The following is a 217-nucleotide window of genomic DNA, read 5'->3' as shown; positions in this document are numbered from 1 at the left end:
TGATTTGGCAGTAGTGTCACATTCTGACTTACATAGCCATTGTTACTGATTGAAACGCTACCAGAGTATGAGAATGCTTCAACACCTGTTACCGCTGAAGCACCAAAACTAAACCAGTCATCAATACCATTTGCAAAGTCATTATTGGCAATATCTGAAACCACAATAGTCGGTTCTGGTTTCTCAATACGATAATGAACTGGGCCAACTTCTTCAT

Annotated in this window: 1 protein-coding gene; it reads right to left on the bottom strand. The window is 39.6% G+C overall.

All coding sequences use genetic code 11. The features are described 5' to 3' along the window. Nucleotides 1-217 (bottom strand): hypothetical protein (locus AB4585_RS25275; RefSeq protein WP_372171517.1); only part of this gene is annotated, 217 nt, incomplete at both ends.

Origin of the sequence: Vibrio sp. 10N.222.49.C9, from assembly GCF_041474985.1 — a bacterium.
GTDB classification, from domain to species: Bacteria; Pseudomonadota; Gammaproteobacteria; order Enterobacterales; family Vibrionaceae; genus Vibrio; species Vibrio crassostreae_C.
This window is presented reverse-complemented; position numbering and strand designations above follow the sequence as displayed.